The organism is Natrialba magadii ATCC 43099, from assembly GCF_000025625.1.
Taxonomy (GTDB): domain Archaea; phylum Halobacteriota; class Halobacteria; order Halobacteriales; family Natrialbaceae; genus Natrialba; species Natrialba magadii.
On sequence record NC_013924.1, the window covers coordinates 65,763 to 90,915 of the forward strand.

Genomic DNA, 25,153 nt, shown 5'->3' on the forward strand with positions numbered 1-25,153 from the left:
CTCTAGGGATTGATTCACGTCACAGTCATTTTCACTTCGTAGGTTTCGCCCCTTGGTGTCGAACGCGCCTGAGATTGCCCCATCCAGATCAGTGAGTAATCGTGGGGACAGGTGCCAGATGCCTCGTTCATGTCTTCGAGTGATCTGCCCGAAGTTGCTGTATCGGTCTCTGGTCCTGTCCCTCGTTTCTCCCCTCACGTATCGAATCTGTAAGAGGATGTTCACGGACAATAGTAATCTTTATTTATTGGTTACACCCAGCATGGGATATGGCATCAAGGCAAATTGATAGACGTAGCTTTCTGCAAGTAGCTGGTGGCGCTGGTATTGCTGGATTAGCGGGATGTCTCAGTGGTGATGTCGAGGCAGTCTCGATCGGTATCCCCGGTGACTCCTCTACCACCGGACAGTCTACGCAGGCTCTCCAATCGGTCGTTCAAAGCGAGTCGGAATCGATTCGTTTCGATGCTGAGGACTCGGGCGGAGACCCAGCAAGCATCAGACTCTACAATAACGGTGAAATTGACGGCTACTCGGCGAGCAACTTTATTTCGACGAACGCGCTCAACGACGTGGAACCGTTCCACGAGGATCCCGTCGATGGAATTGCGTATCAGGGCTTCCAAATTGGTGTGCTTGAACTTCACTGGCTTGCACTCGATGGATCGGGTATCGAGACGACTGACGACCTCCTCGACGACGATATAACCGTCTGGATGCTTCCGCCTGGCTGGGGTCTCCGTCAACTCAGTAATACGGTTCATGAATCGATCGGGATCCGAGATGAACTCGAGACGAACGAGATTGATGCCGACACGGGTGACATCGCTGGTCGAGTGGACGAAGGCGATGTTGACGCGTTGATCTCCTATGGTGCAAACGGTGTTAACCTCCCTGGCTGGGCGACGGAAGTCGACGCTCGAGAGGATCTCTATGCCGTTGAAGCGACTGAGGAATTCCGTGAGGGCGCTGCAGACGCTGAAGGTGTCGATACCGGGACGGTTGAGGCCTACGGCTACGATCAAGATCTCGACGCCGACGAAGTATTCACGTGGCGCGAAACGTTCCAGTTCTTCTTCTCAGAAGACATGTCTGCTGATGTCGCTTACGAGGTCGCTGAAATCAGCCATGAGCATTGGGAAGATGCACGCGACGCCCAGGAAGCCTATCCTGACCACTCTGAGCTAGATACCATGACCAGCGCCTACATGGAGGATCAACCGATCCACCCGGGTGTTGCCGACTTCCTCGAGGATCAGGGAGCATGGGATGATTCCTGGACGCGCGGCGAGTAACTAGTCCCGACAGCACTTGTTATCCAATATTGACTCAACTATGAAATTAAAACCATCTCAGTTAGCGCTGACACTCACTGCGATTGCCTTGTGGGCCTGGGTAATTGCGTATGCTCTCTGGTCCTGGCTTCCCCGTGCGCAGTACACTATCACCTTTATTGGACTCGCTATATTCATCTATCTGTTAGACGAATACATTGGGCTCGGTGACAGTGACGGTGGTGGTGATACCGATGCCAGCGGCAACCGTCGGACACTCCATGGTCTCTTCTTGGCAGCGATTGGGGCTGTTACAGCCATTGCCACCGTGTACCTTTACGCGAATTACAATACTCTCGTCACCACAAGGGTCGGCTATGCGCTTGACCACGAACTGCTGCTGGCAGCAGTCTTTGCTGCTGCAGTCATCTACCTGACCTATAGAGCGTTCGGTCTCGCATTTGTTGGAGTGATTCTGTTTGCGATTGGGTACGGGTACTTCGGGCCATACTTCCCAGGAGTACTTACCCACTCCGGGTTTTCAGAGACCCGGATTCTCAATATCATGGTGCTCGAGATTGACGGATTCTACGGTGAACTCTCCGAGATCGTCGCTGCGTGGGTCGCGCCGTTCCTGCTGTACGCAGGACTGTTAAAGGCCTACGGGGCGTTTGACCTGATCATCCGTGTTGCGTTCAGAAGTGCGACCGTCCTCCGATCTGGCGTCGCTCAGTCCGCTGTCATCGCGAGCCTCGTGATTGGTTCGATCAACGGGTCACAGACGGCTAATGCGGCGATGACTGGATCGTTCACAATTCCACTGATGAAAAACAGTGGAATGAAATCCGAAACAGCCGGCGGCATTGAATCCGTTGCGTCAACAGGTGGCCAGATCATGCCCCCTGTCATGGGTGCAGCAGCGTTCGTGATGGCGTCGTTGCTCGGTATTACGTACATCGAGGTCGTTATTGCAGGCCTCATTCCGGCAGCGATTTTCTTCTTCTCAGTCGCCGCTGGTGTCCACTACACCTGGATCTCTCAGAGTGGAAATGCAGAACTCAACGTCTCTGACCACATTGATGAGGTAAAATCGAAGCAACAACTCGCAGTTGAAGGTGTCATGTATGCTGTTCCACTGATTATCCTGATCTATCTCCTTGGCGTCCTGCAGTGGACCGTGATGACATCGGCACTCTACACTGTTATCTCGATGATCGTACTTGGTGTTACCGTTCCTGTCATCCGAGCGACCCAACTTCAGGACGAATCGCCAGTCGCGATGCTCCGGACGAAACTCTTCGAGACGGTTGACGGGTTCCGCGAGGGGGCAATCATCCTTGCACCAATCGTGATCATCATTGCCGCAGTCAACGGTATTGTTGACGTACTTGTCTCGACCGGTATTCCGGGGATTCTTTCGCTTATCCTCATCGACCTTTCGGGCGGCAGCATGTTCCTGGCAGTGCTCATCGCGATGGTCGTCTGTATCCTCCTCGGTCTGGGAATGCCGACAGTTGCTGCGTACTCGCTGGTTGCATTGCTCATCGCACCGGCGCTGGTCAGTGACTTCGCCGTACCGGATCTCGCAGCCCACTACTTCGTGCTGTATGCAGCGATCCTTTCGGGTATTACCCCACCGATCGCAATTGCAGTCGTGGTGGCTGCTGGCGTCGCTAAAGCTAACTTCTGGCGTACGTCACTCGAGGCGCTGAAACTGGCAGCACCGCTGTACGTTCTCCCGTTTGCCTTCATCTACAATCCTGAAATTGTCGTTGGCGGAATATCCGAGATGACGCTCGTCTCTGGTGGACTGGCACTGCTCGGCGCAATCAGTATCATCCACGGCTTGAACTACTACAGACCGATCTTCGGTATGAGTGGTATGGTGAATATCGGTATCCGAGGTGTGTATGTCCTCCTCGGAGTCGTCATAATGGTCGTCCCATCGCTCTGGGTTCGACTTGGTGCACTCGGCGTGGCTGCCTTCCTCTACACGGTCCAGTGGCGCGGTTCATTTGAGGCAGGCAGTCCAGCCGTCGCCCAGGGCGACTAACTGTCCCACCACTATTTCGACTTCGTCCTCCGATCACGTTCTGAACGTTATCCTTCTGCATTCATCAAATACACCGAACGAGAATCATCACGAGCGATAGGAAGAGAACGGTTGTTCTCGACGCTCCTTTCGTATGTGTGGCTGTTGACTTGTATAGATAATGATGTTATAGTTGTGGGAAAGACGCTCAACTCTATCGCTCCCGCTGGCTCAATTCTCACCCACGAATTCTGGAAGTAGTCAACACGTTCGTGAGTGAGCGAGACCACTTTTCACTGGTAGTTCCGGTCGTCAACATCGGGTTAATCATTCAATCGCAGTCGCGATAGGAATGTCAAATAGCCACATCAATCGACGAAAAACGTCAGCTCGGAGTGATTGTGTTTCTCGGTCAATCTGTGAATGCATACAGCAACTCGATCGCTACCTTGTCGTCGACTGATGCGGTCTCAAGCATCGATCGTAAGCCATTCTTGATTGTGGAAATAATACTATACCGACTGTCCCTAATACTACTATCTTATTTTATTCATCTAGTTTTGAGCGGCTGTCCTACTTCCTGACTTCGCCGCTGTGGGTATCAACGAACACTGCCGCGTTGCCTCAATCAGATGACGAGAGAAACTTTTGACTCCTCTAGGCCCTGGGGGACGTAGAATCCGGCCATCGAATTTCCGACGAGCTCACAGAAATGCAAGGAGAAAGCCCACGACTTCAGTCGTGGGTAACTGACGACAGAGTCCCTCAAGACCGAAGTAACAGGACTTTCACCTGCCCTACAGCGTCAAAATCACGGAGTCGATACACCAGTTTGCGAACTCGGGCCGCCTCACCACGACAAAAAATTGTTTCCAGACACCAGTCACCTTCATGGGTGTGACTTGTTGTCTTTATAATGTCTTGGAAGTCATGTTGAACGTCGTGGAGCTCACGAATTACGCGTTCGTGTTGGTAATCGAATGCAAGTGCAGCAGTCACCTCGCCCGAGACAGTTTCGAGTTCGGTATGGGCCTCGATATACTCCTGCATTGCTTCGCGAACTGCTCGTGAACGAGAGTCAAATCCTTCTGCCTGCCACGTCTGATCGAATTCCGTGAGTAAGTCATCCGGAATGTTGAAACTGGTACGCATCTGTCTACACTGGAACTAGTGGAGAGACCGGATGGGTGCTGTGGTTTTCCCGCTGACTGGGTATTACGATACCCACCAATCTGTGCTAACAGCATTTTTCTGCCGTCTCTACCGAGATTCCGTATGGATGTTGGTCTCGTTGTAGGCGTTATTGCAATAGGGTTTATCCATGGCGTGCTCCCCGATCACGGATGGCCGATTGCTGCGACCTACGGGTTGAATCGCTCGCGGACGTGGGTTTATGGGACAATAGCTGGACTCATTCTCGGGGTTGGACATCTGATTAGTAGCGTCGTACTGGTACTGGCGTACTTTTGGTTCAGTCGCTTTGCTGCATTCGCTGAGGGCCCATGGATGCGATATATTGCAGGTACTATGCTTATTCTACTGGGAATTCACGAATATCGGAATGGCGGACATGGGACGGCACATGGCCACACTCACAATGAGTCTCATCAACACCATAGCCACGCCCATACTCACACGCATGAACACGATGATAGTCATGCAGGAGAACCCTCCCAGCGTGGGATACTAACACGGATTCGGGAGCGACTGTTCAGCGGGGGGCATCGTCATTTGAGTGAAGAAGACGCTGAACGAGGACTGATGGCCCTTGGGACGACCGCGCTCCTCCTGGGATTTGCCCACGAAGAGCCGATTCAAATTCTGGCGATCTGTGCGGGCACAGCCTACTGTTTGGAGCTGATGCTTGTGTACTCGTTAGTCGTTATCATTGCAATCCTCATTCCAACGCTCCTCTTAATCGCGGGCTATGAACGCCACCGCGAAACAGTTGAACGGTACACTCCGTACCTGCCGTTGCTGACAGCGACGGTACTGGTGGGTATGGGACTGGCATTCATTGGCGGGCTATTTTAGCAACCCCCTGTTCTGTCCAACTTGCAATCTCCAGTGATATTCTCTTCTATTCGTAACTGTGACTGAAGAGCGGAATTACAATAAAGTCTACATAGGTGTAATCTATTTGGCGTAGTCGATCATGGTAGGAACCATGGTTATTGGTACCAAACTACAAGAGATGTATAGAGTCATGGTCACAGCTAGATACTACGAAGAACGCCTTCAGGAGGAGTATCTGGAGGGAAAACAACCAGCCTTCGATATCTCTGCTGGGCCAATCCCTGGTGAGCTACACCTCGCAGCCGGTCACGAAGCATCGGCCGCGGGAGTTTGTCAGCACTTGCGAGATGACGATACCGTTACGGCACCACACCGGCCTCATCATATCGCAATCGCCAAAGGTGTCGATCTAGATCGGATGACAGCGGAGATTTTTGGCCGCGAGACCGGACTGAGCAACGGAAAAGGCGGACACATGCACCTGTTTGATCCCGCTGTCAACTTCGCGTGTAGTGGTATCATTGCAGAGGGCTGTCCACCAGCCGTTGGGGCTGGACTCGCCGCGAAGAAGCGAAACGAAGACAGTGTTGCTGTCGCGTTTATCGGCGAAGGTGCCGTCAGTCAAGGCGCGTTCCTCGAGTCGCTGAATCTTGCCGCAGTCCAGAACTTGCCGGTCGTCTTCGTTATCGAGGACAACGATTGGGCGATCAGTATGCCCAAAGACCGCGTGACTGATGTCGAAGATGCATCTCAACGCGCAGGTGGCTTCGACCTGCCAGGGAAACGCGTGGATTCTGACGACGCAACGGCAGTGTATGCTGCCGCCAAGGAGGCAGTTGGACGGGCCCGAGACGATAACGGACCGTCCCTACTCGAGTTACAGGTCCACCGTCGGATGGGGCATTTCATGGGCGACCCTGAGAGCTACCGACCAGCGGAAGACTCGGAGGCCGCGAAAAACCGCGATTCAATCGAGCGGCTCGCCGCAGAGTTGCGTGCGGCAGGCGTTGAGGACGCTGAACTGGAAGAAATTCGTGATGAGGCTCACGAGCGCGTAGACAGCGCGATTGAATGGGCAAAAGAACAGCCACAACCCGATCCGGAAGACGCCTACGAGGATGTCTTTGCCGGGTCGAAATCTGGCGTAACGACGACCGAACCAGCGCACGAGCTTGCAGATACTACTCGAGCAGGAGGTGATGACTAATGGCACAACAAGAATCTACCCAGACTGTCGACCGCGAACTGACGATGAGCCGTGCGATGGTCGAAGCGATTGCTGACGAGATGCGAACGAACGAGGAGGTCTTCTACATGGGTGAAGACGTCGCAGACTATGGCGGTATCTTCGACAGTACACAGGGGCTCCTCGATGAGTTTGGCCACGACCGAATCATGGATGTGCCGATTAGCGAGACGGCCTATCTTGGCGCGGCTGTCGGAGCAGCACAGGCCGGGATGCGGCCGATAGCCGAGCTCATGTTCGTCGATTTCTTCGGCGTTGCGATGGACCAGATCTACAATCAGATGGCGAAAAACACCTACATGAGTGGGGCAAACGTGACTGTCCCGATGGTGTTGACAGCCGCTGTTGGCGGGACGTACAACGACGCTGCCCAGCACTCCCAAACGCTGTATGGCACCTTCGCTCATCTTCCTGGGATGAAAGTCGTTGTTCCGTCGACAGCGTACGATGCAAAGGGGTTGATGCACAACGCGATCCGCGATGATGATCCGGTCGTCTACATGTTCCACAAGCGGCTCATGGGAATCGGCTGGATGCCCGCACCTGATGGACCGAAAACGCCTGTCCCTGAAGAAGCGTACACGATCCCCTTCGGGAGTGCGGATGTCAAACGCGAGGGTGCGGATGTTACCGTCGTCACCCTTGGACTGCACGTTCACCGAGCGCTCGAGGCCGCTGAAACCCTCGCGGAGGACGACATTGACACCGAAGTTATCGACCTTCGAACGCTCGTTCCCGTAGATACCGACACAATTCTCGAGTCCGTCGAGAAAACCGGTCGGCTGGTCGTCGTCGACGAGGATTACCGCTCGTACGGTGTTACGAGCGAAATCATTGCCCGCGTCGCGGAGGCAGATCTAGCATCGCTTGAGGCGGTTGACCGTCTCGCGGTACCGGATGTCCCAATTCCATACGCGAGACCGCTGGAGAACGAGGTCATACCAGCTACGGACGACATTGAAGACACCGTCCGAGCCATCACCTCCTAACCATGGCTGGGAATGACCACCTCGAGATCAACACGGCCGATGTCTGGCCCGAGGACACAGACGAGAACGAAGGTGTCGTCAGTAACTGGTTCACGAGTGAGGGCAGTCAGGTCGAGGAGGGTGACACCCTCTGTGAAATCCAGGTTGAAAAGGTCAGCGTCGACGTGCCAGCACCTGCGGCGGGAACCGTCCACGAAATCGTCTGTGCTGAGGATGATGAATTCGAACGCGGTGATATCTTAGCGGTGCTGGAGGCTGCCTGAGCCCCTCCAGTTTCACTCGGAAACGTATACCATGACATCCCCCACCGAAAACGGCGACGCTAGCCAGAACAGCGACACCTCATCGGGCGACGAACGCACCGTTCTCGAGGAGCGCAAACTCACAGGGATGCGCCGAACGATCGCAAATCGCCTCCAGGAGAGTTCGCAAGAGGCCGCTCACGTGACGGCAAGTCGCGAGGTTGACGCCGAGGAACTCGTGAGAGCAGCCGAGGTGGCGAGCGACAAATACGACGTTGACGTCTCCGTGGTTGATATTGTCCTCTGTGCGCTCTCGGAAACGCTTGCGGACCACCCTGCGTTCAACGCAACACTCGAGGACGGCCTTCACCGCCTCTACGAGACACAGAACGTTGGTATCGCAGTCGATATCGACGCTGGATTGGTGACGCCAGTCCTCACCGCACTCGAGTCGAAATCGCTCGATCAAGTTGCGATCGAACGTCGTGAGTTGACAGAATCTGTGCAGACAGGCTCCTATTCTATGTCTGATCTTCGTGGCGGGACGTTCACGATAACGAATCTTGGCGTTCTGGGTATCGACTCGTTCACGCCGATCATCAACCCGCCAGAAGTAGCGATCCTTGGTGTCAATCGCATCCGAGACCGTGCACGCCCGGGCGACGAAGGTGTTGACTTTCGCAAACAGATTCAGTTTGATCTGAGCTTCGACCATCGAGTCGTCGATGGCGCCGATGCAGCTCGGTTCCTCGAGACGTTGGCTACTCATATTGAGAACGCTGAAGCACTGCTGTGAGGTCGTGTGGGACACGAGGAGTCGCATACCGGCAGTTATTAACCCAACGCTTGGGATCCCTCCGCCTTCAGGCGGAGGTGAATGTCAACTTCACCACCAACCTGCTTCCGAGGCTCGTCCACAAAACGATTCCAGAGAATTCTGTCAGCGGCCGTGAAACCTGCTCGAACAGCCTGTTAAGTCAGGCTTATCTGTTAAAAGCCGTCAGTATCTACTATTGTGTTCGAGAAGGTCCTGATCGCAAACCGTGAGGAGATCGCCGTTCGAATCATTCAATCGTGTACGGAACTGGGGATCGAAACGGTCGCAGTCTACAGCGATGCGGACGAGGATGCCAAACACGTTCGACTGGCTGATGAGGCATACCACATCGGTAGTTCGAAAGCCACGGAGAGTTATCTGAATCAAGAAGCGCTTCTAGAGGCTGCCCGCAAGGCAAACGTCGATGCAGTCCACCCAGGGTACGGGTTCCTTGCGGAAAATGAATCGTTCGCAGCCAACGTTGAGGAAAGCGAGTTTGTGTGGATTGGCCCGCCAAGTGACGTCATGGCTGATTTCGGCGAGAAAACCAAAGCACGCGAAATTATGGCCGACGCAGCTGTCCCAATCGTTCCCGGGACGACTGAGCCGGTCACATCCGTCGAAGAAGTCGAAGCGTTCGCGGCAGAGCATGGCTATCCCGTTGCGATCAAGGCCGACGGCGGTGGCGGTGGTCGGGGTCTCAAGGTCGTTCAGGAACCCAACGAAATCGAGTCGAAACTGCAAGAAGCGATTCGAGAGGGTGAAGCCTATTTCGATAATCCAAACGTCTACCTCGAGCGATTCCTCGAGAACCCACGCCACATCGAAGTGCAGATCATCGGCGACGAGCATGGCAACGTCCGGCATCTGGGCGAGCGTGATTGCAGCATTCAGCGGCGCCAGCAGAAACTCGTCGAGGAATCGCCAGCACCAGGCCTGGATGCCGAGACCCGCGCTGCACTCTGTGACGCAGCCCGACGCGGCGCGGCTTCGGCCGACTACGTCAACGCCGGGACCGTCGAATTCCTCTATGAGGATGGCGAGTTCTATTTCATCGAAGTCAATGCTCGGATTCAGGTCGAACACACGGTGACCGAGGAACTCACCGGCATCGATCTGGTTAAATGGCAGCTCCGGGTTGCTGCTGGTGAGGAACTACCGTTTTCACAGGACGACATCGAACCACGGGGTGCTGCGATGGAGTTCCGTCTTAACGCGGAAGACCCCGACAACGACTTCACCCCGCTTCCAGGAACACTCTCGTCCTACGAACCACCGCGTGGCATCGGTGTTCGTGTCGATGACGGTGTTGACGAGGGAGATTCGATTGCTCCGTTCTATGATTCGATGTTTGCCAAACTGATCGTGACTGGCGAGGACAGAGCAGAGGCAATCGCCCGCGGCAAACGTGCACTCGAGGAGACGACGATCGAAGGGATTCCAACGACAATCCCCTTCCACCAGCAGTTACTCGAGGAGGAGGGCTTCATCGCGAACGAGCATACGACGAAGTACGTCGAACAAGAACTCCTCGACGAGTAGCCAGCCAAATCGGGAACTCGAGATCGCGTTTACAGATCACTGGGGCAGTTTGTTGACGGCGGTGAACGAATCGCGTTATACGATTTCGGACAACGGCGTGAGTTCGATCCCGTGCTCGTCGATGCGGTCGTGAATCTCTTCAAGGATCGCCACGGCGTTTGGATTATCGCCGTGAATACAGATGCTCTCGGCGGGCACTGAAATCTCCTCACCAGTGGCCGCTTCGACGACACCCTCTGTCGCGATCGAGACGAAGCGGTCGGCAACCAGTTCTGGATCACGGTCCTCGAGTTCCTGCTCAACGATCAGCGAGCGGTCAGGCCGGTAGTCTAAGTCGACATATCCCTCAAACACCGCGCGGAGTCCTTCTATTTCCTGAGCGACCTCGTAGATGTTCATATCGGTCGCAAGATAGATGAGATCGTCGTCAACCTCGAGCATGCCCTCCATAACGGCCCGAGCGTGTTCCGGGCTTTCGGATAACATCGAGTACATCGCGCCGTGGGGCTTTACGTGCTGAACAGTAGTGCCGTGTCGCTGTGCGAATGCAGAGAGTGCACCGAGCTGGTAGACGACATAATCTCGCACCTCCTCGGGTGTCGCGTCGATTTTTCGGCGACCGAACCCAACCCGGTCTGGCAGGCCAGGATGAACACCGATTCCAACATCGTGTTCAGCCGCGTATTCAACAGTCTCGCGCATAACGTGGGGGTCGCCGGCGTGGTATCCGCCAGCGATATTTGCAGACGTAATGTACGGCATGACCGCATCGTCGTTCCCCATTGTCCAGTTTCCGAAACTTTCCCCCATGTCACAATTGATATCAATAGATGCCATATGGAAGCGTTTGCCACAAATGCAGATATAGATTACGGGGAAGGATGCCTAAACCGTCATTTTCGCACAGAACATGCGCCGGCGACACTCATTTACCCCGGCCACAGGGATAGATAGTTCGCGCTGTCGATCAAGTACTATGCCGGAGCCGATAATCCGTACGGTTTTCGATACCGGGGCGATATCAGGACTGTGAATTTGAGCCTGCGACCTGTCCGACCGGTGAGACGAACCACGAGCCAAGCAGGACGAACAGTCCGACGATGGCCAGAATCACGCCGATCGGTGGATTAAGAAATAGTAGCGGGATGGCGAGGGCAAAAGCGAGTCCACCGTTTTTTCTCACCGCCCGTTTCGGTGCGTTTCCACACGCAGTGCAGGTTCCGGTCCCTTCCTCGAGAGGTTCGCTGCAGGCCGCACACGTTCTGGGCATGCCGTTTCACTCGCTCTCTACGCTCTTAACCATTGGTGTGTGGTTTTTTGACTAGTTGATTCACTGCCTACTGTAAATATCACTCAATCCTGAATCACTCTCTTGATGTCAGTTTGGCAATCACTTTATCGCTATCCACCCCGTCGCGGATGACAATGGTGTGTCAATACAAACCAATCCCATGTCTCGAGTCGTACACTGTAGCCGATCAGACAGGCTCGGAACAGGCCTTCGGTGTCACTCTGCAAAGCGGGGTTGGATAAATGACGACTCACTCGACGGACGTCGACGGCCGGCGCGTCGTGATCGTCGGTGGTGGGACCGGCGGCACGGTCGTCGCTAACAAGCTCGCGGACGCGTTACGCGGAGAACTTGAGGCCGGTGCGGTCGAGGTGGAACTCGTCACTGACACGCCCGATCATGTTTACAAGCCGATCTTCCTCTACGTCGCCTTCGACAGAAAATCGGTCGCCGACAGCCGCCGTCCGCACCGGGAAATTCTCGATCGACGAGTCGACTGTCGACTCGACCACGTCACCGCGATCGACACCGACGAGAAGCGCTTGACTCTCGAGGACGGTGACTCGCTCGGGTACGACTACCTCGTGATTGCGACGGGTGCGACCCTTGACCCGGAGGCTGTCGACGGACTCGCCGAGGGCGGCCATCACTTCTACACCGCCGACGCTGCCGAAACGCTTCGGGACGAACTCGCGACGTTCACGTCCGGCCACCTGGTATTGAGCACGGTCGGTATCACTCACATGTGTCCGGCGGCACCGATCGAATTCGCGCTCATCGTCGACGACTGGCTCCGAGAACGCGGTCGTCGGGATGACATCGACTTCACCTACACCTACCCGGTCGACGGCGCACACACAATCGAGTCGATAGACGACTGGGTAACGCCGCTTTTGGCTGCGCGGGACATTGCCCTCGAGACCGACTTCGAGGTCGATTCCGTCGATCCGGACCGAGAACACATCACGGCAACCGACGGCCGGACGCTCGAGTACGACCTCCTCGTGACGATCCCGCCCCACGTCGGCGGGCCGATCGTCGAACGGGCGGAGCTGGGCGAAGAGTGGATCGAGGTCGACAACCACACGCTCGAGGCGACGCGTGCCGAGGACGTCTCCGCGCTGGGTGACGTTACCGACGTCCCGACGAGCAAAGCCGGCAGCGCCGCACACTACCAGGCCGGCGTCGTCGCGGACCGGATCGCGAGTGCGGTCCGGGGGCAGACGCCGACGACCACGTACGACGGCCGGACGCTCTGTTTCGTCGAGGCTGGCCTCGATGAGGCGACGTTCGTCTCCTTCGACTACGATCTGGATCCGGTCGTTCGACCGCCCTCCCAGTTCGTCCACTGGGCGAAACTCGCGTACAACGAATCGTACTGGCTGACCGCCAGAGGCTTGCTCTGATCATGACTAACGAAACAATCACCGACGAGGATGACCTCGATAGACTCCTCGTCGAAGCGATCGAAACGAACCCCGAAGCAGTCGCCGCGTTCGTCCACCGCAAAGGCCATCTCGAGGAGCTGTTCGACGCCCCAGCGTTCGAGACGGACCGTCTCGACGACCGGCTTCTCGAGGTGGCTGCCGGCACCGAGGCGGCGATGTCCACGACCGAGGACACAGACCGGTTGGCTGCGGTCCTCGAGGAACATTCCGACGACCTCGCCACCGGCCTCGAGCGAGTCGCCAGACTCGAGGCGACCGGTGACCTCGAGACGCTGGTCGGTCTGGCGAACACGATCGCGTTGCTCGCCGCCGCGGTCGACGACGACATCGTCATGTCGGTCGGCGGGACCGCTGGTTCGCTCGGGGAGGTCGCGGATACGACGGCTGATCCGGATACGGTCGCCGGTGTCCAGACGTTGCTCGAGGGGCTCAGTGAGGCGGCCGGGGAAAAGCCACCGGAACAAGTCGGCACTGTCGAATTGATGCGGACGCTTCGAAACCCCGACGTCCAGCGTGGACTCGGATTTCTCGTCGCCATGGTTCGGGCCGTCGGGGTCCAGCTGGAAGACGAGCGGGAGTCGATCGACCGAGCAGCGGAGGAAAGCGAGTCGCGTGGTGAGAGACAGTGATCGAACCGCTGTTGATCGACCCCGAACTGGGGAGTCGCATTCAGTTCGGCGGCACGCTTTCGGTCCACATTGTCTTCGCCGCCCTCTCGGTCGGGCTCGCCCCCTACATCGTCTACTTCACTTACAAGGAAATCTCGACGGGTCGTGAGAAGTACGAACGGTTGCGCTCGTTCTGGACGAAAATCTTCGCCATCGGGTTCGTGATGGGCACGGCGACGGGGATCCCAATGAGCTTCCAGTTCGGGACGAACTTTCCCGCGTTCTCGGAGTTCGCCGGTGAACTCATCGGCGGCCCCCTCGCCTTCGAGTCGACGATGGCATTCTTCCTCGAGGCCGTCTTCCTCGGTGTCCTGTTGTTCGGCCGCGAACGAGTTAGCGACCGCGTCTACGTCCTCTCGTCGGTGCTCGTGATGGTCGGTGCGTGGCTTTCGGCGCTGTGGATCCTCATCGTCAACTCCTGGATGCAGACGCCCCAGGGTTACGAACTGATCGAGGAAAACGGCGTGACAGGACTCGTACTCACCGATCCCATTGCGGCGTACTTCACCCCACGGCTGTTCTGGATGTACGTCCACATGCAGAACGCGGCGGTGATCTCAGTGACGCTCTTCGTCGCCGGCGTCGCCGCCTACTTCGTCTGGACGAACCCCGACAGCGAGCCCTGGCGCGGGACGCTCAAGCTCTCTGTCGGCGTCCTCGCGATCACCTCGATCTTCCAGGTGATCCACGGCGACATGTACACTCGCCACGTCGTCCAGACGCAGCCGATGAAGTTCGCCGCCATGGAGGCAATCTACGAGACCAAAGAGGGCGCCCCGTTGCACCTGCTCGCGTTCCCGCGCAGTCTCGAAGATATCACCAATCCGCGGGCCGAGGAACTGTTCACGGTCAGTATCCCGTATCTGGCGTCGTTTCTCGCCGAGACCGACCCGACTGGTATCGTCTACGGCCTCGAGGAGTTTGACGTACAGAACCCACCGGTCGCGTACGTCTTCTGGTCGTTCCGGACGATGGTGTTTCTCGGCTTCTGGTTCATCTTCCTTGGTCTGTGGGGCGTCTACCGGATGCGAAAGGGCGTGCTCTTCGAGCGTGGACGCTACCTCAAAGCGCTCCTGGCCTCGATCCCACTCGGCTTCGTCGCGACCATCGTCGGCTGGTACGTCACCGAGATCGGCCGCCAGCCCTGGATCATCCAGGACGTCCAGCTTACGAGCGAGGGTGTCTCTCAGACGCTCACATCGACACAGATGACGATCTCGCTTTCCGCCTTTGCGATCGCCTACGCGATCCTCGTCGTTCTGTTCCTTCGGGTGATCAAATGGATCGTCGACGGCGAACTCGAGCGGGTTCTCGAGGACGACTTCGAACGGGTCGAGCAGGAACAGACCGACGAACGAGCGCCGAGTGGCTCCGGTGAGGTGTGATTGCGTGACGACCAACTTCTCGATCACGACAGCGGTGACTCGAATCGATCCCATATTGTTCGGCCCCGTCGTTCCCGCTGACGAGTACCTGTTCCCGGGGTTGCCCGAACTCTGGTTCGGTATCTTGCTGTTTACCCTCGGGATGTACGTGTTTCTCGATGGCTTCGACTTCGGAATCGGCATGCTGTACTGGACCCGCGAAGACGAAGCCGAACGCGACCTGTTGCTCTCGATTTTCGGTCCGGTCTGGGACGCAAACGAGGTGTGGCTCGTCGCGTTCGGGACGGTGCTGTTCGCCGCCTTCCCGCCGGTGTACGCCTCGTTACTCAGCGATCACTACCTCCTCGTCTTCGCGATCGTGTTCGCACTGATTCTGCGGGGGATCACTCCCGAGCTTCGCGAACAACGAGACGACCCAGAGTGGGTGCGTGCCTGTGACCGAGGTTTCGTGGCTGGCAGTACGCTCTCGCCGCTTTTCATCGGCACCCTCGCCGGAAGCTGGGTGTTCGGGACCGGTACGCTCGCGCTCCCGAGTGTCCTGACCGGTGTGGCCATCGTGTTCCTCTCGGTGGTCAGCGGGGCGGCCTACGTCGCGATGAAGACATCTGGCACGTTCCGTGAAGAGATGGTCAGATACGGACTGTACGCCGCCGGTGGCTATCTACTCAGCGTCGTCCTGTTGCTCGCAACCGTTTTCGTCACCGACCCACTCAGCGTCCGCGGGACGCTTCTTTCGACTCCGGTTCTGGTGGTCGTCCTCGCGACGGTCGTCTTCCTCGGTCTCGGCGTCGTGGCAGCAACCCGAGACACACTCGAGGTTACGTGGTGGTTTTACGCCACCGGTGGCGTCGCGTTCACGCTGATTGCGCTCGTCGCGATCTTGCTGTACCCGGAGCTGTATCCCGCTACTGGAACGACGGTCCGTGAATCGATCGTCTCGCCGTTGGCACTCAATATCCTCTCAGTCGTCGTGATTCCGGTCCTGTTTCTCGTGTTGGCGTACTTCCGGTACCTGTATACGGTGTTTTCCGGGCCGGTCGAACACGATGATGGGTACGGAACCTCTGACTGACCAATAGCGGTGGTCTGGTCAGTTCGCGGCGTTTTCATTTTGTGACACGCTCGTCGTCGAAACGCCAACCCGGATGCTTGAAGACAGCGCCTACGGCCTTTTTCTGGATGGAGAGGTCGGCCAATCGTACTATACAATCTGCGCAACACGAACGCCTGGAAAAATAGAACACGGGATCGAAGACCGTGATAAGGAACAAGGAGAGGCGTTCAGTTCGAGCAATCCATCGTAGATCAAAGATGAAAGGACATCATAGCGACTCCCTCCCAGAAAGGCGTTGTCCTCGTCTCGTTACTCGAGTTCGACGAGTGGCTGGTCTGCCTCTATTTCAGCCTCGTTCTCGACGAGGAACTCACTCACAGTGCCGGAACTCTCAGCAGTGATCTCGTTGAAGTTCTTCATCACCTCGACGAGGCCAATCGTGTCTCCAGGTTCAACTTCGTCTCCGGGTTCGACGAAGGGTGGATCGTCCGGATCGGGCTGTCGGTAGAAGACGCCGGGCATCGGTGAATTGATGGTCTCTGTCATGGGTTATTTATTGAGTCTCGTTTGATTATGCTTTTCGATTCGACCAGTGTTCGGTGAGCGATACAGATACTCGACTCAGATCTCACTTCTGATTTCGGAACGGATCTGTTCGAGTTGGTCTTCCTGTTCGTTGCGGGCGTCGAGTGCCGCTTCGACATCGACTTCCTCGAAGTAGACGGATTTGTGGGTCTGTCGCTGTGAGAGGCGGCCACGGTCAGTGCTGATAACTGTGCCGACAGTTGCGTACCCGCCACCTGTGACTGCGTCCTGCATGAGCACAATCGGGCTCTGTGGCACCTGAATCGACCCAACTGGATAGCCGAGGTCGACGACGTTCGACGGGTCAGTGCCGGCACCAAACGGCTGCTCACGCTCTTTGAACTCGAGGTCTGGCCCCTCGAGTCGATACCCGACTCGATCCGCTTCCGCAGAGACTTTCCACTCTGCGTTACAGAGTTGTTCCTTGCTCTCATCGGTCAAGCGGTAGCTGGTCAGCCCAAGTACAACACGGACAGTGTCTTCGTCCGCGTAGTTCGGGATATGTTCATCAGCAACCTGTGTACCGACGAAATCACTTGCCTCGTCAGGCTGGTCGCCAATCGAAAGCTTGTCCCCAGCTTCGAGTCCACGTCCCTCGTGGCCACCGATGCCGACCAACGTGTACGTCGATTGGCTGCCCATCACCTCGGGAACATCGATGCCGCCAGCGACGGCGAGATATGCACGCGCACCCTCGGTCGCAAATTCGAACTCGAGTTCGTCGCCGGACTCGACTGCGTGTGTCGTCCACGTCTTGATTGGCTCACCGTTGATCGAGGGCGACATATCAGCACCGGTGACCGCGATGACAGCGTCCTCGTGGAACGTCGCTGTAATCCCCTGATAGGTCATCTCGATCGTTGAGCTGTCGGCTGCGTTGCCGACGAGGTAGTTTGCAACCGTGTGGGCGTACTGGTCCATCGCTCCTGATGGAGGCATGCCGATGTGGTACTGACCGAAACGGCCACGGTCCTGGACTGTGCTTGCGATTCCACCGTCAGAGAGTTCGATCATTCAATCACCTCCACGAGCTGTTCGTTGTATTCGTGTGGGGATTCGAAGAACTCGTCCGTCGAGAACTCGACTGTTTCGTAGGTATACTCGTACGTTCCTGCCTCGACTTCCTCACGAATCGCATCGTACTCATCGCGATCAATCCGTCTGTAGTTCAAGATATCACCGGGGTTCGGGAGGACCATAGAGTCACCAAAGTCCGGGAGTGTCTGGTCCGTGTCAAGCACTTCGACTGGTGTTCGGCCGTACAGCTGATACCCGCCAGCTCCCTGGACAGGATAGACAACCGAGAACGCGCCGCCGAATCCGACCGCACGGCTTGGCGTGTCGGTTCGGGGCTCGACGTATTTTGGGACCTCTAACTGTTCGCTCCGGGGAACCATCTGGAAACACCACGGCAACCCAGGCACGAAACCGACCATCGTGACCATATGTGGGGCACCGACGAACGCATCGATAAAGTCCTCTGCAGAGTCAAATCCGTTGAGTTCTGCCGAGTATTCGAGATCTGTTGCGTCTGGGTCCTGGTGGCGTTCCCGGAACTCCATTACCGTCTCGTGGGTCCACGGATCCGCAAACAGGACGGGAATATCGATAATACGTGTCTCCCACTCGTAGTTCTCAATGTCAATCGAGGCTTCGATTTCTTTCAGTTCGGCAATTACCTCGTCTGGATGGATGACATCCGGATCGATACGAACCATATAGGAGGCGTTGGCCGGACAGTTCTCGACGATTCCATCGATCTCCCGTTCGGCGACCTGTTGGGTGATCGCCATCGCCTTGAAATTGGCTGTGAAGCTCATCTCCTCCGCCAGTTCGACGAACACGTGGTCATCTGCCCCATATTCATACCGTGGGTCAGGCAGTTCGGCGGGTGTAATCCGTTCAGTTCCCATGTTGTGGGATGACGATTCAAGCTGTGTCCATGAATAAATATTGGACGATTCTTGAACAGGTTGTCTGATCTCGAACGACACCGAACGCTCCTCCAATATTGTTGAATTCATTCGGCCAGAGCGGGAGTTTACGCTGAAAGCCCACGGCTTTAGCCGCGGGTTAGCTAACACTGTTGTCTCGCCTGCTTCGTTTGGAGTTGTCTTTCAGAAGGAATGTTGTTCAGGTGACATCTCCTCGCCGTAAACGGAGAGGGATCGAAGATCCCTCAGGCAGTCGGGCGTAGCCCGACGACGGCGAGGCGTCCCGTCCCGCAGGTGGGATATTTGCCGGTCTACGACACGACTTGCTCTCGCGACACATCTCGCTCTCGCGGTCGAACAAGTATGTCGATGGCTGTGCCACACAGGCGGCGGTCGAGCGGACACCAGAGTGTGACAATCCACCGTTCTGTTGCAGTGCAGGAGTTCCCACGGTTTCACTTCCACTCTGGACGGCTGAGTTATCGTTCACTTGACATCCTCCGTATAGAGCATTCGCACCGAAAACCCCAAGTCATTATCGAGATAATCATTAGGTAGCGTATGACCTTCTACGACCGGGAGGACGAACTCGGTGCCCTGGAAACGGCGTATAAATCGCCTGACCACGCCTTCTACGTCGTGTACGGACGCCGGCGTGTTGGCAAGACAGCGCTGCTCAAGGAATTCTGTGCTGACCGGCCGCATCTATACTATCTGGCCGCCCAGGAGGCCGAAAATCGCCAGCGTGAGAAGTTTGTCGAGCAGATCGCCGACAGCTTTGACGAACGTGTACCACGAATCGACGGCTGGGATGACGCCTTCGAGTATCTCGGCGAGAAACTCGAAACCGAAGAAAGGGTCGTCGTTATCGACGAGTTTCCGTATTTAATCGAGGAAAACGAGTCGCTTCCGTCCTACATCCAGGCGTTCGTCGACGAGCAACTCCAGCACACCGACTCGATGCTCGTGTTGTGCGGCTCGAGTGTGAGTGTGATGGAGTCCGAGGTGCTCGGACACGAGAGTCCGCTGTACGGGCGTCGAACCGGACAGATCGATCTCCAGCCGTTTTCCTTCCAGCAAGCCCGCGAGGTCATCTCGTACGACATTGGCGACGCAATTCGTTCGTATTCAGTCACTGGTGGCACGCCACTGTATCTCACGCTCTTCGACTACGAGCAGTCACTAGCCGAAAACATCCAGACACACGTTCTCTCTCCGACCGCAGTCCTGTACAACGAACCAGAGTTCTTGCTCCGGACCGAACTGCGGAATCCAGCCCGGTACCTGAGCATCCTTGAGGCGGTCGCAATGGGTCACACGACCCCGAACGAGATTTCGGGAGCCACTGGCATCGATTCGGGGCCGCTCTCGAAGTACCTCCAGACGCTTCGGCAACTCCGACTCCTCGAGCGAACGGTTCCGGTCACGGCATCGAAACAGAAATCCAAGCGATCCCGGTATCGCGTCGCGGACGAGTTCCTCCGCTTCTGGTTCCGTTTCGTCGAACCGAATCGCTCCAGTATCGAGGAAGCACCGTCGCTCGTGTTCGATGGTACGATCGAACCTGACCTCCCCAGACACGTCGCAACGACGTTCGAAGATGTCTGTACGGAGGCCGTCTGGGAGCTAATCAGGCGCGGCGAGTTCGACCCGTACTCGGCTGTCGGCCGATGGTGGTATGGTGAAGACGAGGTCGACATTGTCGGCCTCGCACCCGACGATGACCGGCTTCTCCTCGCAGAGTGCAAGTGGACTAGCAATCCAGTTGGTCACGGCCTCGTCGACGATCTTCGAACGAAGGCTGAGAGCGTCCGCTGGGGACCCGACGATCGGACCGAACAGTTCGCTCTCTTCTCGAAAAGCGGCTTCGTCGATGAGCTGGCCGACGAACTCGACGGAACTTGGTCATTGTTCAATCTCACTGACCTTGAGCAACTCTGTAATGGGCGGTAACGAAACAGTCTGAAGGACCAGACGCGCTGATTGCCGACTCACGAACGAGTCGCTCACGTAGGTCGTTACTAATGATAAACTACCTGGGGTAAATGCGAAACCCTCAGAAAGGGTAACTACTATTCAAAGGTATAGTCCACGAATCACTTGAAGATGTTAGCTTGCCACGTCGGTGTGGGCGCTTGTGTTCGTTCACGAACTTTTCGATGAAACTGACGCACAACCGCCGAATCTGTCGCTAGCGAGGAGAACCGTTCAGCATCCTCGACCAAGCGGAAGAGCATGGACGCCACAGTAGTCTGTATCGATCGGCCACGGCATCTGTCTCAATTGAACAAGATGCCGCATGCTTCCATCAAATCCCGATTATCCGTCGAACTGTCTGGTCAACATGACTTGGCGGATTTTTCGTGTGTGTGGCCACCGAGATCGGTACTCGATTTTTGATTTGCAGCAAGTTCGACAGGATCAGCATCAGTATACCATGCGCTGGTGCCAAAGGCATATTTATATTGATTAGTATGTGGAGCATACCTTTTGGTCTCGACTGTCAAGACCTGCTAGACCGTGCTGACCTGGGTCTCGTTACGTTCCCGTCGTATTTGCCGACGTGGAGTACCTTCCAAAGAGTGCTAGCGCCAGTTACGAATCACCCTCAGTGACCTGTTTTTCGAATCACTTGACGACTGATAATGGTGACCGGTACCGCTCTTGACTATTCTCATGTTACCCGACTGTAACGAACGCTGCGCAGACTACATCCGTTCGTCTGTCTCAGATCACAGGATCCCGTGACGCTTGAAACGAGAGGCTAGTCTGTGGTCACTCATACAAGTGACAGGCGCAGGTTCGCTTATCCTCTCGCTCACGCAGTTCGGGCTTTTCCTCTTCACAGACGGACCCGATGTACTCTGGACATCGCGGGTGGAACCGACAGCCAGTTGGCGGATCCTCTGGACTTGGTGGATTACCCTCCAGAACGATCTGGTCGTCCAGTTTCTCCTTCGAAGCGCGTGGGACCGACGAGAGCAGAGCCTGTGTGTACGGATGCTTCGGGTTGTCGAATAGTTCGTCTGTCGGTCCGACCTCGACGATCTTCCCGAGGTACATAACCGCAACGCGATCGCAAACGTGTTTTACGACGCTCATGTCGTGGTTGATCACCAGATACGTCAGATTGTACTCGTCTTGGAGGTCGTCGAGCAAATTGAGAATCTTCGCCTGTACCGAGACGTCAAGTGCACTTGTCGGTTCGTCACAGACGATAAAACGAGGATTAACGCTGAGCGCTCGAGCAATTGCAATTCGCTGTTGCTGTCCACCGCTGAACTCGTGCGGTGCTCGCTGGAGGTGGTCAACAGACAGCCCAACGTCTTCGATCAGTTGCCGTGTCCTGGCTTCTCGCTCTTCTTCCGACAGGTCGGTGAGCCATTTCATCGGCTCTTCGATAACCTCGTGAACGCGCATGCGCGGATTGATGCTCGAAGCGGCATCCTGAAAGACGATCTGCATCTCCTGGCGAAGTTCACGAAGACGGTCTTTGGATGCTTCCGTGATGTCTTCACCGTCGAAAACGACCGAGCCATCGGTCGGTTCGGTCAACCGAAGCACCGATCGGCCAAACGTAGATTTCCCACAGCCAGACTCACCGACGAGACCCAGCGTCTCACCCTCCTTGATATCAAGGCTGGCGCCATCGACCGCTTTGACGTCACCGACGCGTCGATTGAGTACGCCACCGGTTACGGGGTAGTACTTTTTCAGCTCTTGAATCTCAACGAGTGTGTCGTGACGATTCGACTTGGTTTTTTGGAGGTTTTGTGCGTTAGACATGATTACAGCTTAACGTCGTTTTCGGGTTGGCTTTCGAGTTTCTGTTGGAAGTCTTCGCTGTCGGTCTCCCACGGCGGACTTGTATCACTCCGCTCTGTGTAAAGATGGCAGCTGACCTTGTGGCTGGCTTCGTCTGTAACCCCACGTGGATCCGGGACGATCTGTTCGCAGGGTTCGCCGTGATGCTGTTCGCATCGCGACGCGAACGGACAGCCTGAAAGTGGTTCGTGGAAACTCGGAACCGTTCCCTCGATGACGGCGAGGCGTTCCTTTTCGGCGTCCATCTTCGGGACGCTCTCCCAGAGCTGGCGCGTGTAAGGGTGAAGCGGGTTGTCGAAGAACTCGTCGATGTCACAGGTTTCGGCGACGGTTCCGGCGTACATGACTGCGAGTCGATCGGCCAGTTCACTCACGACTGGCAGATCATGCGTGATGAAGATAATACTGGTATCGAACTCCGTTCGGAGGTCCCTGAACAACTGAAGGATCTGTGCCTGAATCGTCACGTCTAGTGCGGTTGTTGGCTCGTCTGCGATCAACAATTCCGGCTCGGTGATGAGCGCCATCGCGATCATCACGCGTTGGCGCATGCCACCCGAAAGTTCGTGTGGGTATTCGTCCAGCAACCGTTCTGCATCCGGTAGTCCACAGTCTTCGAGCGTTTCTCGAGCACGCTCTCGAGCCTCGGATTTCGAGCAGTCCGTATGGGTCAGGAGTGGTTCCATAACCTGCTTGCCGATGGTGAGTGCGGGGTTGAGCGACGTCATCGGGTCCTGATAGATCATGCTGATCCGATTCCCGCGAATCTCGTTGAGTTCGGATTCGGAAAGCGAGAGGAGATCCGTCCCGTCAAAGCGGATCTCGCCAGAGACGATTTCTGCCGGGGGCGACTGGAGCAGTCCCATCACCGACATCATCGTGACACTTTTCCCGCAACCCGATTCACCGATCACACCGAGTACTTCGTCGCGTTCGACGCTGAACGAAACGCCGTTTAACGCATGGACCATGCCCTGTTCGGTGTCGAACCTGACGTGTAGATCGTCGATTTCTAGTAGTGCCATAGTTATCGTGCTTGTTTTGGATCGAGTGCGTCTCGGAGACCGTCACCAATCGCGTTGAACGCGATGATCGTCGCCATGATCGCAAAGCCAGGGAAGGTTGAAATCCACCATGCGCTTTGTAGGTCACCGCGACCATCTGCGATCAGCGCCCCCCACTCGGGTGTCGGTGGGTGGACGCCCATTCCAAGGAACGAGAGCGCTGCAGACCACAGGATGACCGTCGGCATCGTCAGCGTCGCATAGACGATAATACTTGAGGAGACATTTGGCAGGATGTGTTTGAGGATGATCCAACGGTCGGGTACGCCCGACGATCGCGCGGCTTCGATGTAATCCTCTTCAATGACGCTCTTGACGTCACCGCGGACGATCCGTGTAAAGCCGCGCCAGCCGACGAGACTGATCGCCACGATGAGCGGCAGCAGTCCGCCACCGAGCATGCCGGCGATTGCGAGTGCGAGAACGATCCCTGGGATAGAGAGGCTGATGTCGACGATTCTCATGATAACAGTCTCGACGTACCCTTCGTAGTAGCCGGCGATGAGGCCGAGTCCGACGCCAATTATCATCTGGATACCGATAATGACAATTCCAAGCAGGAGGGCATACCGTGTTCCGTAAAGCACTCTCGAGAAGACGTCACGCCCGTAGTTGTCGGTCCCAAATGGATGGGCGAGCGATGGTGCCTGATTGAGTGCGTCGTAATTTTGGGCCATCGGATCATGTGGTGTGATCAGTGGCGCGATGATACCGATGATAACGAAGAGTGCAACGTAGATCGTCCCTCCCAGTGCGAGTTTGCTCTGGGCGAGTCGACGTAATATAATGTACTGATCATCCCACCGACCCGACCCAGCGGAGTCACCAGAATTAATCGAAGTATCTACTTCTCCCGAATGTGCCATCGTGTATCACTTCTCATTCTAACTGCGTATATAATTTTCGCTAATCGATCCAGTTGTAGTTCGAACCACTCTTGTCTTGTTACTGGATGAGAGCAACGAATTCGCTGGAATACCTAGTACTTGATTTCATAGGTGTTCAATGAGTCCGGTGGATTTTCTCCCCACGCCTCGTTATCTGAGTCCTCGTTGGCACGGTCTGTCTCAACTGCAGCTTCGTACGCACGATGAAGGCCGTCGATTGGATTCCCAGGGTCGTCCACTCGAAGGTTGCGAGACAGCTTTGGTTCGGGGCCGTAGGTAAGCAGTGCTGCACTTAGATTGTCTCCTCGCTTATCACCTCCCTCGCTCTCGCCGGCTTCGAGGGCGGCCAGTAATCGTTCCTCAAGGCGGCCGTCGGTCTGTTCGAAAGTTTTCCCCATCGCCTCGATCACATCCTCCCCTACGAGGAGATTCCCAGCGACGGTGTGATTTGGGCCGGTCGAATGGCCTGCCCACTCCTTCGACTTTTCACCTGTGTATACGAACGAGTTTCCGTCCATGTCTATTCCGTGGAGTTGCGTCCCAGCTGCACCGTCACGTTCAGACAGGACTGTCTCGCAGGCAGTGGGGAACGAAATATCGTTTTCGACCATGTTCGTGATCGGACCGCCGTAGGAGTAGCCGGAGTCCCACGACTGAGATGAAACCGCAACCCCGTCACCGACGTACGGGCAGACGGCCCCGACGGCCGGAAATACAGAGGCAATTGCGACACCGATCGTTCGACTGTCCGGATCGCGTCCGACGATTGAAAACGTCATATGGGTAGCTAGATTCACGTCCACTTAGTTGTTCTCGGGACGGAAAATGAGTCGAAACCACCGAAAGAGACGCGG

General features: G+C 56.1%; 23 protein-coding genes. 13 read left to right on the forward strand and 10 right to left on the reverse strand.

Annotated features, from left to right (window positions below; all coding sequences use genetic code 11):
* The first annotated feature begins 269 nt into the window (after positions 1-269).
* Together NMAG_RS19370 and NMAG_RS19375 are read left to right on the forward strand one after the other, a co-directional pair.
* On the forward strand, positions 270-1,295 hold the full coding sequence (locus NMAG_RS19370; protein WP_004216074.1) for a TAXI family TRAP transporter solute-binding subunit: 1,026 nt from the start codon (positions 270-272) through the stop codon (positions 1,293-1,295).
* 40 nt (positions 1,296-1,335) lie between these two features.
* The gene (locus NMAG_RS19375; RefSeq protein ID WP_012996955.1) at positions 1,336-3,327 is read left to right on the forward strand and encodes a TRAP transporter permease; all 1,992 of its coding nucleotides are present in this window, start codon (positions 1,336-1,338) and stop codon (positions 3,325-3,327) included.
* A gap of 744 nt (positions 3,328-4,071) precedes the next feature.
* On the opposite strand, the gene NMAG_RS19380 is transcribed toward NMAG_RS19375, so the two are convergent.
* On the reverse strand, positions 4,072-4,458 hold the full coding sequence (locus tag NMAG_RS19380) for a CopG family ribbon-helix-helix protein (protein WP_004216077.1): 387 nt from the start codon (positions 4,456-4,458) through the stop codon (positions 4,072-4,074).
* A 123-nt stretch (positions 4,459-4,581) separates the two neighbouring features.
* On the opposite strand from NMAG_RS19380, the gene NMAG_RS19385 reads away from it, so the two are divergent.
* The 6 genes from NMAG_RS19385 (at position 4,582) to NMAG_RS19410 (ending at position 10,158) form a co-directional block, all read left to right on the forward strand.
* Positions 4,582-5,340: a hypothetical protein gene (locus NMAG_RS19385; protein WP_012996956.1), complete on the forward strand. Its 759-nt coding sequence runs from the start codon at positions 4,582-4,584 to the stop codon at positions 5,338-5,340.
* A 160-nt stretch (positions 5,341-5,500) separates the two neighbouring features.
* Positions 5,501-6,529, forward strand: a complete 1,029-nt coding sequence (locus NMAG_RS19390; RefSeq protein ID WP_049916364.1) for a thiamine pyrophosphate-dependent dehydrogenase E1 component subunit alpha — start codon at positions 5,501-5,503, stop codon at positions 6,527-6,529.
* On the forward strand, positions 6,529-7,557 hold the full coding sequence (locus NMAG_RS19395; RefSeq protein WP_004216081.1) for an alpha-ketoacid dehydrogenase subunit beta: 1,029 nt from the start codon (positions 6,529-6,531) through the stop codon (positions 7,555-7,557). Before NMAG_RS19390 ends, NMAG_RS19395 begins: the two co-directional genes overlap by 1 nt.
* A gap of 2 nt (positions 7,558-7,559) precedes the next feature.
* On the forward strand, positions 7,560-7,820 hold the full coding sequence (locus NMAG_RS19400; RefSeq protein ID WP_004216082.1) for a lipoyl domain-containing protein: 261 nt from the start codon (positions 7,560-7,562) through the stop codon (positions 7,818-7,820).
* A 31-nt stretch (positions 7,821-7,851) separates the two neighbouring features.
* The gene (locus tag NMAG_RS19405) at positions 7,852-8,595 is read left to right on the forward strand and encodes a 2-oxo acid dehydrogenase subunit E2 (RefSeq protein WP_004216083.1); all 744 of its coding nucleotides are present in this window, start codon (positions 7,852-7,854) and stop codon (positions 8,593-8,595) included.
* Positions 8,596-8,814: 219 nt separating this feature from the next.
* A complete protein-coding gene (locus tag NMAG_RS19410; protein WP_004216084.1) occupies positions 8,815-10,158 on the forward strand; it encodes an acetyl-CoA carboxylase biotin carboxylase subunit in 1,344 nt (447 codons plus the stop codon).
* A 75-nt stretch (positions 10,159-10,233) separates the two neighbouring features.
* Here the strand turns inward: NMAG_RS19410 and NMAG_RS19415 are convergent, their stop codons facing one another.
* Complete coding sequence (locus NMAG_RS19415) at positions 10,234-10,995, reverse strand: LamB/YcsF family protein (RefSeq protein ID WP_012996958.1); 762 nt, start codon at positions 10,993-10,995, stop codon at positions 10,234-10,236.
* Positions 10,996-11,179: 184 nt separating this feature from the next.
* Positions 11,180-11,428 carry a hypothetical protein gene (locus tag NMAG_RS21230; protein WP_012996959.1) on the reverse strand — a complete coding sequence of 83 codons (249 nt, stop codon included), beginning with the start codon at positions 11,426-11,428 and terminating at the stop codon, positions 11,180-11,182.
* A gap of 263 nt (positions 11,429-11,691) precedes the next feature.
* On the opposite strand from NMAG_RS21230, the gene NMAG_RS19420 reads away from it, so the two are divergent.
* The 4 genes from NMAG_RS19420 to NMAG_RS19435 are packed head-to-tail and all read left to right on the forward strand — an operon-like array spanning position 11,692 to position 16,022.
* The gene (locus NMAG_RS19420) at positions 11,692-12,855 is read left to right on the forward strand and encodes an NAD(P)/FAD-dependent oxidoreductase (protein WP_004216087.1); all 1,164 of its coding nucleotides are present in this window, start codon (positions 11,692-11,694) and stop codon (positions 12,853-12,855) included.
* A gap of 2 nt (positions 12,856-12,857) precedes the next feature.
* Entirely contained in the window at positions 12,858-13,526 is a 669-nt protein-coding gene (locus NMAG_RS19425) for a DUF1641 domain-containing protein (protein WP_004216088.1), read from the forward strand.
* The gene (locus tag NMAG_RS19430; protein WP_004216089.1) at positions 13,523-14,950 is read left to right on the forward strand and encodes a cytochrome ubiquinol oxidase subunit I; all 1,428 of its coding nucleotides are present in this window, start codon (positions 13,523-13,525) and stop codon (positions 14,948-14,950) included. The genes NMAG_RS19425 and NMAG_RS19430 overlap by 4 nt, the downstream gene beginning before the upstream one ends.
* 4 nt (positions 14,951-14,954) lie before the next feature.
* On the forward strand, positions 14,955-16,022 hold the full coding sequence (locus NMAG_RS19435; RefSeq protein ID WP_004216090.1) for a cytochrome d ubiquinol oxidase subunit II: 1,068 nt from the start codon (positions 14,955-14,957) through the stop codon (positions 16,020-16,022).
* A 291-nt stretch (positions 16,023-16,313) separates the two neighbouring features.
* On the opposite strand, the gene NMAG_RS19440 is transcribed toward NMAG_RS19435, so the two are convergent.
* From NMAG_RS19440 to NMAG_RS19450, 3 genes are all read right to left on the reverse strand, one after another.
* Entirely contained in the window at positions 16,314-16,550 is a 237-nt protein-coding gene (locus tag NMAG_RS19440) for an acetyl-CoA carboxylase (RefSeq protein ID WP_004216091.1), read from the reverse strand.
* 75 nt (positions 16,551-16,625) lie between these two features.
* The gene (locus tag NMAG_RS19445; protein ID WP_004216092.1) at positions 16,626-17,603 is read right to left on the reverse strand and encodes a 5-oxoprolinase subunit C family protein; all 978 of its coding nucleotides are present in this window, start codon (positions 17,601-17,603) and stop codon (positions 16,626-16,628) included.
* Entirely contained in the window at positions 17,600-18,502 is a 903-nt protein-coding gene (locus tag NMAG_RS19450; RefSeq protein WP_004216093.1) for a 5-oxoprolinase subunit B family protein, read from the reverse strand. The genes NMAG_RS19445 and NMAG_RS19450 overlap by 4 nt, the downstream gene beginning before the upstream one ends.
* A 582-nt stretch (positions 18,503-19,084) precedes the next feature.
* On the opposite strand from NMAG_RS19450, the gene NMAG_RS19455 reads away from it, so the two are divergent.
* Positions 19,085-20,476, forward strand: a complete 1,392-nt coding sequence (locus NMAG_RS19455; protein ID WP_004216094.1) for an ATP-binding protein — start codon at positions 19,085-19,087, stop codon at positions 20,474-20,476.
* 822 nt (positions 20,477-21,298) lie between these two features.
* On the opposite strand, the gene NMAG_RS19460 is transcribed toward NMAG_RS19455, so the two are convergent.
* The 4 genes from NMAG_RS19460 to NMAG_RS19475 form a co-directional block, all read right to left on the reverse strand.
* Positions 21,299-22,309 (reverse strand): ABC transporter ATP-binding protein, encoded by a 1,011-nt coding sequence (locus NMAG_RS19460; RefSeq protein ID WP_004216095.1) that lies wholly within the window; start codon positions 22,307-22,309, stop codon positions 21,299-21,301.
* A gap of 2 nt (positions 22,310-22,311) precedes the next feature.
* Complete coding sequence (locus tag NMAG_RS19465; RefSeq protein ID WP_004216096.1) at positions 22,312-23,373, reverse strand: ABC transporter ATP-binding protein; 1,062 nt, start codon at positions 23,371-23,373, stop codon at positions 22,312-22,314.
* 2 nt (positions 23,374-23,375) lie between these two features.
* Entirely contained in the window at positions 23,376-24,278 is a 903-nt protein-coding gene (locus NMAG_RS19470; RefSeq protein ID WP_004216097.1) for an ABC transporter permease, read from the reverse strand.
* 113 nt (positions 24,279-24,391) lie between these two features.
* Positions 24,392-25,078 (reverse strand): DUF1028 domain-containing protein, encoded by a 687-nt coding sequence (locus NMAG_RS19475; protein WP_004216098.1) that lies wholly within the window; start codon positions 25,076-25,078, stop codon positions 24,392-24,394.
* Between the last annotated feature and the right edge of the window lie 75 nt (positions 25,079-25,153).

Coding starts and splice junctions, on each gene's coding strand:
- NMAG_RS19445 (WP_004216092.1), bottom strand. CDS start 17,603: ATGATCGAACTCTCTGACGGTGGAATCGCAAGCACAGTCCAGGACCGT.
- NMAG_RS19465 (WP_004216096.1), bottom strand. CDS start 23,373: ATGGCACTACTAGAAATCGACGATCTACACGTCAGGTTCGACACCGAA.
- NMAG_RS19370 (WP_004216074.1), top strand. CDS start 270: ATGGCATCAAGGCAAATTGATAGACGTAGCTTTCTGCAAGTAGCTGGT.
- NMAG_RS19455 (WP_004216094.1), top strand. CDS start 19,085: ATGACCTTCTACGACCGGGAGGACGAACTCGGTGCCCTGGAAACGGCG.
- NMAG_RS19375 (WP_012996955.1), top strand. CDS start 1,336: ATGAAATTAAAACCATCTCAGTTAGCGCTGACACTCACTGCGATTGCC.
- NMAG_RS19385 (WP_012996956.1), top strand. CDS start 4,582: ATGGATGTTGGTCTCGTTGTAGGCGTTATTGCAATAGGGTTTATCCAT.
- NMAG_RS19450 (WP_004216093.1), bottom strand. CDS start 18,502: ATGGGAACTGAACGGATTACACCCGCCGAACTGCCTGACCCACGGTAT.
- NMAG_RS19395 (WP_004216081.1), top strand. CDS start 6,529: ATGGCACAACAAGAATCTACCCAGACTGTCGACCGCGAACTGACGATG.
- NMAG_RS19390 (WP_049916364.1), top strand. CDS start 5,501: ATGTATAGAGTCATGGTCACAGCTAGATACTACGAAGAACGCCTTCAG.
- NMAG_RS19460 (WP_004216095.1), bottom strand. CDS start 22,309: ATGTCTAACGCACAAAACCTCCAAAAAACCAAGTCGAATCGTCACGAC.
- NMAG_RS21230 (WP_012996959.1), bottom strand. CDS start 11,428: ATGCCCAGAACGTGTGCGGCCTGCAGCGAACCTCTCGAGGAAGGGACC.
- NMAG_RS19470 (WP_004216097.1), bottom strand. CDS start 24,278: ATGGCACATTCGGGAGAAGTAGATACTTCGATTAATTCTGGTGACTCC.
- NMAG_RS19405 (WP_004216083.1), top strand. CDS start 7,852: ATGACATCCCCCACCGAAAACGGCGACGCTAGCCAGAACAGCGACACC.
- NMAG_RS19475 (WP_004216098.1), bottom strand. CDS start 25,078: ATGACGTTTTCAATCGTCGGACGCGATCCGGACAGTCGAACGATCGGT.
- NMAG_RS19380 (WP_004216077.1), bottom strand. CDS start 4,458: ATGCGTACCAGTTTCAACATTCCGGATGACTTACTCACGGAATTCGAT.
- NMAG_RS19440 (WP_004216091.1), bottom strand. CDS start 16,550: ATGACAGAGACCATCAATTCACCGATGCCCGGCGTCTTCTACCGACAG.
- NMAG_RS19420 (WP_004216087.1), top strand. CDS start 11,692: ATGACGACTCACTCGACGGACGTCGACGGCCGGCGCGTCGTGATCGTC.
- NMAG_RS19415 (WP_012996958.1), bottom strand. CDS start 10,995: ATGGCATCTATTGATATCAATTGTGACATGGGGGAAAGTTTCGGAAAC.
- NMAG_RS19425 (WP_004216088.1), top strand. CDS start 12,858: ATGACTAACGAAACAATCACCGACGAGGATGACCTCGATAGACTCCTC.
- NMAG_RS19400 (WP_004216082.1), top strand. CDS start 7,560: ATGGCTGGGAATGACCACCTCGAGATCAACACGGCCGATGTCTGGCCC.